This is a genomic window from Cupriavidus sp. SK-3 (genome assembly GCF_000611145.1).
Lineage (GTDB): Bacteria > Pseudomonadota > Gammaproteobacteria > Burkholderiales > Burkholderiaceae > Cupriavidus.
In genome coordinates this window covers 1-8,428 of the sequence record NZ_JFJV02000007.1, presented here as the reverse complement: position 1 = coordinate 8,428, position 8,428 = coordinate 1, and the positions used below count along the sequence as shown (strand labels likewise).

Here is an 8,428-nt window from a genome sequence, read left to right as displayed (position 1 = left end):
ACCGCCGGCGGCTGCCGCAGCCGGCGGCGCCGTCATCGCGGGGCTGGATGCCGGCGGCTATCTCGCTATCGCGCATGACCTGACGGAGCGCAAGCGTGCCGACGAATATATCCGGCACCTGGCGCATCACGACGCCCTCACGGGTTTGCCCAACCGTGCCCAGCTCCATGCGCGCACGGAGCTGGTGCTGCAGCGCGCGTTGCGCAAGGGGGAGCGCATCGCGCTCCTGCTGCTCGATCTCGACCAGTTCAAGCGCATCAACGAATCGCTCGGCCACCACATCGGCGACGAGGTCCTGCGCATCGTCGCCGACCGCCTCAAGGCCGCCGTGCGCCACGCCGACCTCGTCGCGCGCATGGGCGGCGACGAGTTCGTGGTGGTGCTCGACCCGGTGAGCCAGGACAGCGAGGCCGAGCTGGTCGCCGCCAAGATCCTGGCGCGCTTGTCGGAAGACCTGCAACTGGGCAACCAGCGGCTGCGTGTGACGCCTTCGATCGGCATGGTGATTTGTCCCGACGACGGCGACAACCTCGCCGACCTGCTAAAGAACGCCGATGCCGCCATGTACGCGGCCAAGCGTGGCGGTGGCGCGCAGCTCAGCCGCTTCTCCAGCGAAATGGCGGAGGCGTCGATGGCACGTTTCACCATCGAGGGGCTGCTGCGGCGCGCGCTGGCCGCGCAAGCCTTCAGGCTGCGCTACCAGCCCATCGTCGATGCCGCCACCTTGCGCATCCTCGGCGTGGAGGCGCTGATTCACTGGGACACGCCCGAGCGCGGCGTGATCCCGCCGGCCGAGTTCATCCCCATCGCCGAAGAGAGCGGCCTGATCATGCCGCTGGGCGAATGGATCCTGGCCACCGCCTGCCGCGAGATCCAGCAGTTGCGCACCAGCCTCGGGCTGGACCTGGAGGTGGCGGTGAATATCTCGCCGCTGCAACTGCGGCAGGCCGGGTTTCCCGCCATGGTCACGCAATGCCTGGCGGCGGCCGGCCTGCCGGCGGCGAGCCTGACCATCGAGGTCACCGAGGGCATCCTGATCGAGGGCGGCAGCAAGACCATCGATACCTTCGAGCGCGTGCGCGCGCTCGGCGTGGGCTTGTCGATCGACGATTTCGGCACCGGCTATTCGGGCCTGAACTACCTCACGCGGCTGCCGATCGACAAGCTCAAGATCGACAAATCCTTTGTCGACGACGTGGCTCATGATGAACATCACCAGGCGGTGGCGTCCGCCATCATTACCCTCGGGCACCAGTTGCATCTGCAGGTGGTGGCCGAAGGCGTGGAGTCGCCGGCGCAGTTCGCCTTCCTGCGCGACCGGGGCTGCGACGCGGTACAGGGCTACCTGTTCTGGCAGCCGGTGCCGCTTGCCGGCCTGATGGAGATCTGCGCGGCGGGCGGGAAAGCGACGATGCACGCCAAGGTGCAGGCAGTGCCGACAGGCTACTGACCCCAAAATCCGCCAATACCCTTATCGGGATTCTTTGCCCGGCTGCCACACGCCTGGCATCCGGCTTCCCTATGCTGCCCGCTGTTATCAAAGCGCAGAGGGTTGTTCATGCAAGCAGGTGAGTCCGTGCCGGAGCGCGCGTTCCTGGCGATCGAAGGGGTAGGCAAGCGTTTCGGCGGGGCAGGCGGTTTCCAGGCACTGGATGGTGTTTCGCTGTCGGTGCCGCAAGGCGAGCTGTTGTGCCTGCTCGGCCCGTCGGGTTGCGGCAAGACCACTTTGCTGCGGATCATCGCCGGGCTGGAGCGTGAAGACGGCGGGCGCATCCACGCCGGCGGGCGGGAGCTGACCGGCTTGCCGCCGCAAGCGCGCGACTACGGCATCCTGTTCCAGTCCTATGCGCTGTTTCCCAACCTGTCCGTGGCGCAGAACGTAGCCTACGGCCTGCAGGGCCGCGGCATGACGCGCGCGCACCGCGAGGCGCGCGTCGATGAAATGCTGGCGCTGGTGGGGTTGGCCGGCAGCGAGCGCAAGTTTCCCGGGCAGCTCTCCGGCGGCCAGCAGCAGCGCGTGGCGCTGGCGCGCGCGCTGGCACCGGCGCCCTCGCTGTTGCTGCTCGATGAGCCGATGTCGGCGCTCGACGCGCGCGTGCGCGAGCACCTGCGGCTGGAACTGCGCCAGTTGCAGCGCCGCCTGAACGTCACCACCGTGATGGTCACGCACGACCAGGAAGAAGCCATGGCGATGGCGGACCGCATCGCCGTGATGGACGGCGGGCGCATCGCCCAGGTCGGCACGCCCGGCGAAATCTACGAGCGCCCGGCGTCGCCTTTCGTCGCCGAGTTTATCGGGCAGGCCAACTGGCTGGCGGGACGGCTCAGCGGGCGCGGCACCTTCAGCGTGGGCGAGCTTGAGCTGGCGGTTTCTCCGGCCCGCGCCGGCGAGGTCGCCGATGGCGCCGCACGCCTGTGCTGCCGGCCAGAAGCGGTCCGGCTGCACCCTGCCGACGGCGAGCCTAACCGCTTGCTGGCGCGCATCGTTGACCAGACCTACCTGGGCAGCCGCTACCGCCTGATGCTGGAGGCCGATCGCCTGCCGGGCATCACGCTGTTCGCCGACGTACTGCGCGAGGAACGCCACCTGCTGCCGGCGCAGGGCAGCCACAAGTTCTGGGTGTCGCTGCCGAGCCAGGCGCTGCAGGTGTTCGCATGACGCGCGCGTTGCCCGTGGCCGCCGCCAATGCGAACGATGCTGCCACCGTCGCCAGCCGCGCGCGCGGCGCCGGCAGCCTGGCGGAGCGCATCGCCCACGGCGCGCCCGCCGCGATGAAATGGCTCTGGCTGGCGGCGCTGGCCGTGGCGCTGGTGCTGCCGCTGCTGGCGCTGTTCGGACAAGCCTGGTTCGACGAGGCCGGGCACTGGGCCCTTCCCGCGCGCATGGCGGAGCTTGCAGCCAATCCCAATTTCGTACCGCTGCTGGGGCGCAGTCTCGCCGTCTCCCTGACCGTGGCCGCTCTGGTGGTGCCGCTGGCCTTCGGCTTTGCCTATGCGCTGCAGCGTTCGCGTATCGCCTTCAAGCCGCTGTGGCGCGGCATCGCACTGCTGCCCTTGTTTGCGCCCTCGCTGCTGCCGGGCATCGCGCTGGTCTACCTGTTCGGCAACCAGGGCATTTTCAAAGGCGCGTTTGGCGCGGGCGGCATCTATGGCTTCTGGGGCATCGTGCTGGGCGAGGCCTTCTACACCTTTCCGCACGCGCTGATGGTGCTGATCGCGGCGCTCTCGCTGGCCGACGCGCGCCTGTACGAGGCCGCGCGCGCGATGGGCGCTTCGCCGTGGCGGACGTTCCTGACGGTGACGCTGCCAGGGGCCCGCCACGGGCTGTTTGGCGCGGCCTGCCTGGTACTGACGCTGGTAGTGACGGATTTTGGCGTGCCCAAGGTGGTGGGTGGCGGCTACCCGGTGCTGGCGCTGGAAGCCTACAAGGCGGTGGTAGGCCAGCAGCAGTTCGCGCGCGGCGCGCTGATCGGCATGCTGCTGCTGTTGCCGGCCTTGCTGACCTTCGGCGTGGATATCGCCATGCAGCGCCGCCAGCGCGCGCAGATGTCAAGCCGCGCGCAGGTCTATGTGCCTGGCCGTGACCCGCTGCGCGACGCCTGCTGCACGCTCGTGGTGATCGTGACCGGGGCTCTCCTGCTGACTGTGCTGGCCGCGGCGGTGGGCGCTTCGCTGGTCAAGCTGTGGCCGTACAACCTGCAGCTGACGCTGGCGCACTACGACTTCGACAATATGGACGGCGGCGGCTGGCTGGCCTACCGCAACAGCCTGCGCCTGGCCGCGCTTACCGCGCTGGCGGGCACGCTGGCGATCTTCTTCGGCGCCTGGCTGACCGAACGCACGCGCGGGCCGGCCTGGCTGCATGGCGTGCTGCGGGCAGGCTTTGTGCTGCCGATGGCGGTGCCCGGCCTGGTCCTCGGGCTGGGTTACGTGTTCTTCTTCAACGCGCCGTCCAATCCGCTGCACACGCTGTACGGCACCATGACGCTGCTGGTGATCTGCAACGTGGCGCACTTCTACACCACGGGCCATCTCACTGCCGCCGCCGCGCTGCGCCAGCTCGATGTGGAGTTCGAAGCCGCGGCGCTTTCGCTCGGCGTGGCGCCGCTGGTCACCTGCTGGCGCGTGACGGTGCCGATTTGCCTGCCGGCGCTGATTGATATCTTCCGCTACCTGTTTGTCTCGGCGATGACCACGGTGTCCGCCGTGGTCTTCCTCTACAGCCCGGATACCGTGCTGGCCGCCATTTCTGTGCTGAACATGGACGATGCCGGCGACACCGCACCGGCGGCGGCCATGTCCACGCTGATCCTGCTGACCTCCGCACTGGCCTGCCTGCTGCTGACGGGCGCAGCGCGCGGCTGGCTGCGGCGCACCCAAGCCTGGCGCGCGCCGCAAGGCTGAGACCTGCCAACCCTGTTTGCCCGACACCAAGACACGCATCCCAAGGAGAAACCATGCCTCACCTGTTCCGCACCGCCACCGCTGTGGCCGCCTTTTCGCTGCTGGCCGGCGCCGCCCATGCCAGCACCGTGCTGACGGTCTACACGGCGCTCGAAGCCGACCAGATTGCCGCCTACAAGGCTGCCTTCGAAAAAGCCAATCCCGAGATCGAGATCAAGTGGGTGCGCGATTCCACCGGCATCGTGACCGCCAAGCTGCTGGCCGAGAAGGCCGCGCCGCGCGCCGATGCGGTGTGGGGCCTGGCGGGCTCCAGCCTCGCCATCCTCGACAAGGAAGGCATGCTGCAGCCCTACGCGCCCAAGAACCTGGCCGCGGTGGATGCGCAATACCGCAGCGCCGCCAACCCGCCGGCATGGGTCGGCATGGACGTTTGGGGCGCCGCGATCTGCTTCAACACGATCGAGGCACAGAAGCAGGGCTTGCCCAAGCCCACGTCGTGGGCCGACCTGACCAAGCCGGTATACGCGGGCAAGATCGTCATGCCGCACCCGGCGTCGTCGGGCACCGGCTACCTGGATGTCAGCGCCTGGCTGCAGATGATGGGCGAGCAGAAGGGCTGGTCCTACATGGACGCCCTGCACAAGAACATCGGCCTGTATACGCACTCCGGCTCCAAGCCCTGCAAGATGGCCGCCCAGGGCGAGTTCCCGATCGGCATCGCGTTTGAATACCGCGCCATGAAGTCCAAGAAGGAAGGCGCGCCGATCGATATCGTGCTGCCCGCCGAAGGACTGGGCTGGGACATCGAGGCCACCGCGATCATCAAGGGCACCAAGAACCTGGACGCCGCGCGCAAGCTCGCCGACTTCTCCGCCTCGTCCGAGGCCATGGCGCTGTACGAGAAGAATTTCGCGGTCCTGGCCATTCCGGGCATTGCCAAGCCGGATCCGCTGCTGCCGGCTGACTACGAGAAGCGCCTGATCAAGAACGACTTCACCTGGGCCAGCGCCAATCGCGATCGCATCCTCGCCGAATGGAGCAAGCGCTACGAAGGCAAGGCTGAGAAAAAGTAAGCCAGCAAGAGCAGTCAGTCAGCAGGCCCGGTGAGGCCGGTGCAACCGCGCGCCGGCCTTGCCGGGCCTTATTCATTGACGCGAAGCATGTTGCCTCACGCAGAAACGGGTACGTTATGCATCGCATGCAGCATTACGGCGGAGTTGTCCTGCATGGGACGATTTTGCGGGGGACGTGTCCGGGGGAAACGCGATCGGAGAAGCCCGTACGGGCTCGCGCCGCCGCCGGGTCTGTGGCGGCGCCAGGGGGGCGGCCAATATCGTTGGCCGGCCTCCGGGGCAATCAGCTGTGGGAGATTTCCGAAGGATTGTTGCGGGAGTGCAGCCGGCGGTGGAGATCGTCGACGTGGGCGCGGCTGCTTTGCAGCTCTTCCCGGCCACGCTCCGTGATCAGGTAGACGCGGCCGATGCCGTCGCGCAGGACGCTCTCGAGATAGCCTTCCATCTGCAAGGCACGCAGCAAGGGGCGGACGGTGCCGATGTCGACCTGGAAGCCGTACTCCATCAGCATCTCGGCCAGCATGGCCACGGTGGCCGGCACCTCGACGGCAAATTGGAGGACGTAGATGCGGGCTAGCAAGCCAAGGAACTGTCGTTTCATGACGCTGCAAACGCGGCATCTCCCGTTGCGGTTGACGTTGATTTATAGTTGTGAACCGTGCGCCGCAAAAAAAAGAAGCCGCCACGTGAGTGGCGGCTTGTCGGGAATGCGTCGGAGGGGTCAATTAACTCTGGCGCAGATCAGATTTTAAAATAATTAAATACGACTTGTCACGTACCACATGTGGGCGTCCCCTCATCAGTAGGGTATGAACGTTGCGATTCTGCATGTGAGAGCTTAATGCGACACTTTTTTGGTCTGTTTCTGGTGCCTGCCTGCGGCGCCTGTTTGAGACAGGGAGATGTCCGAATCCAGCTTGCGGCCGCGCAGGCTGCGGGGTTTAATCCGTGCACACCATCCCCGATGCCCTCACATGAAACCCGCCGACCTGATTCGCCTGCTTAGCCTTGCCGCCATCTGGGGCGCCAGTTTCCTGTTCCTGCGGATCGGGGCGCCGGTGCTCGGCCCGCTGACCGCGGCCTTCCTGCGCGTACTGATCGGCGCAATCACCCTTGCGGTCTGCCTGGCCCTTATGCGCGTGCGCTGGGATATGCGGGGCAAGTTGCGGCAGGTCATGGCGCTGGGCGTGATCAACTCCGGCATCCCCTTCGTCATGTACTCGTTCGCGGCCCTCTGGCTGCCGGCGGGCTACTCGGCAGTGTTCAATGCGATGACGCCGCTGATGGGTGTCCTGATCGGCGCACTGTGCTTTGGCGAACGCCTGACGCTGCCAAAGGCTGGCGGGGTTGTCCTCGGTGTGGCCGGTGTCGCGGTGCTGACCCGCACCGGTCCGGTGGCGTTTTCGCCGCAGGTGATGCTCGGCGCCGCCGCCTGCCTGGTGGCGACCGCCTGCTATGGCCTGGCCGGCTTCCTTGCGCGGCGCTGGATCACCGCGCAAGGCGGGCTGGACAGCCGGCTGGTGGCGACTGGCAGCATGTTTGGCGCGAGCCTGTTCCTGCTGCCGTTCTGCGCGATCGCGCTGGCGCGCGAAAACACGTTGCCGGCTGCCGGGCCGGGCGTGTGGCTGGCGATGCTCGGGGTGGGGATGCTTTGCACGGCCATTGCCTACATCCTGTACTACCGCCTGATCGCCGACCTCGGACCAGTGCGCTCGCTGACGGTCACCTTCCTGATCCCGCCGTTCGGCATCGTCTGGGGCGCCATTTTCCTTGGCGAGCAGTTGTCATGGGCGCATGTGGCGGGCGGGGCGCTGATCGGGCTGGCCGTCTGGCTGGTGCTGCGGCCCACCGCCCCGGTCGCGGCCGGGGGCACGGCAGTGCCTGGGCCGGGCCGGTCCTGAGGACTGCGGGCCGTGCCATAAGGCCGCTGGCTAGCGGAAGCGGTAGGTCACCGCGGCCATGCCGGTCCACTGCTGACGCCGCTCGGTGATAGGGCTGCTGGCCGCATCGCCCTGCAACCGTGCAAATGTCACCGAGCCCAGCGCGGACCAGTTGCGCGAGATTTCATAGCTGACGATGCCATTGGCATGCCATTCGCGCAGGCCAGCCCCCACGGCATGCGTGGGCAAGCCGGAGCGTGCGCTCTGGTCCGCCGTGACGCCGAAGAAAGTCTGCATGTACTTGCTGTTGGTCCACGTCAGTCCCGGCCCCAAAGTGAATAGCCACTTACCCGCGGGCAGGCTGAACAGTATGTCGCCGTTTGCGATCAGGCCTTGTCCCTGGCCAGCGATATCCTGCGCGACATCCGCCGAGAAGGTCACGAACGACACCTGTGCCTGCGCAAATGCCCGCGCCCGCACGGTCATGTTGACGTCGCCCAGGCCGTTCAGCCGGCTGTCGTCCTTGCTCTTGCGCCAGGTCGGGTCGAACTGGAAATCCGCGCCAACCTGCCAGATGTCGTTGTTGACGGCGTAGATCCCCAGGAAATCGAAACCGCGCGAGAAGAAGCGGCCTTTGTAGTCGATGTCCTGGTAGATGATCGGGTAGATGAGCGAGTCGCGGGCACCGGGGAATTTCGGTGCGACGTAGATGCCGGGGCCGGCGGAGATTTTCCAGTTACTGGTGGTGGTAGCGGTGGAAACCGGTACGTCGGGTACGTCGGGCATTTCGGGCGCTGCCCATGTGGCTGTGGTGCCCAGGGATAGGGCGAGAGCCAGGAGGGCGCGGCGGGGCGCCGGGTAGGTGGGCATGGGGGCGCGGGGTAGCGGGTTGTGGGCCGCGCTGCGCGCGGGGGGCAGGGGGATTTTAGCTGGATGTGGTGGGGGTGGCGGGGCGGGGGGTGTTCGTGTTGGTTTTTTGCTGGATATTGGGATTGGGGACTGCTTTACGCCAACTTCAACTTCAACTGCCTAACGTCAACGTCAAAAGCTTAAAGTCAAAGGCGGTTTCAC

7 protein-coding genes are annotated in these 8,428 nt (G+C 66.8%); 5 read left to right on the top strand and 2 right to left on the bottom strand.

The genetic code is table 11. From position 1 onward, the window contains the following. The 4 genes from CF70_RS00555 to CF70_RS00540 all read left to right on the top strand — a co-directional run. Nucleotides 1–1,450, top strand: a 1,450-nt coding sequence (locus CF70_RS00555; RefSeq protein ID WP_035859015.1) for a putative bifunctional diguanylate cyclase/phosphodiesterase, incomplete at its 5' end; no start/stop codon positions are given. Between the two features lie 108 nt (nucleotides 1,451–1,558). After that, nucleotides 1,559–2,659, top strand: a complete 1,101-nt coding sequence (locus CF70_RS00550) for a putative 2-aminoethylphosphonate ABC transporter ATP-binding protein (protein ID WP_035858991.1) — start codon at nucleotides 1,559–1,561, stop codon at nucleotides 2,657–2,659. After that, on the top strand, nucleotides 2,656–4,404 hold the full coding sequence (locus CF70_RS00545) for a putative 2-aminoethylphosphonate ABC transporter permease subunit (protein ID WP_035858988.1): 1,749 nt from the start codon (nucleotides 2,656–2,658) through the stop codon (nucleotides 4,402–4,404). The genes CF70_RS00550 and CF70_RS00545 overlap by 4 nt, the downstream gene beginning before the upstream one ends. 53 nt (nucleotides 4,405–4,457) lie before the next feature. Then, nucleotides 4,458–5,477, top strand: coding sequence for a putative 2-aminoethylphosphonate ABC transporter substrate-binding protein (locus tag CF70_RS00540; protein WP_035858986.1), 1,020 nt, complete (start codon nucleotides 4,458–4,460; stop codon nucleotides 5,475–5,477). A gap of 283 nt (nucleotides 5,478–5,760) precedes the next feature. On the opposite strand, the gene CF70_RS00535 is transcribed toward CF70_RS00540, so the two are convergent. Continuing rightward, entirely contained in the window at nucleotides 5,761–6,078 is a 318-nt protein-coding gene (locus tag CF70_RS00535; RefSeq protein WP_035858983.1) for a PadR family transcriptional regulator, read from the bottom strand. Between the two features lie 373 nt (nucleotides 6,079–6,451). Between CF70_RS00535 and CF70_RS00530 the strand changes: the two genes are divergently transcribed. After that, nucleotides 6,452–7,378, top strand: a complete 927-nt coding sequence (locus CF70_RS00530; RefSeq protein ID WP_051647945.1) for a DMT family transporter — start codon at nucleotides 6,452–6,454, stop codon at nucleotides 7,376–7,378. 30 nt (nucleotides 7,379–7,408) lie between these two features. Here CF70_RS00530 and CF70_RS00525 read toward each other — a convergent pair whose 3' ends face one another. Beyond that, complete coding sequence (locus tag CF70_RS00525; protein ID WP_035858980.1) at nucleotides 7,409–8,227, bottom strand: MipA/OmpV family protein; 819 nt, start codon at nucleotides 8,225–8,227, stop codon at nucleotides 7,409–7,411. Between the last annotated feature and the right edge of the window lie 201 nt (nucleotides 8,228–8,428).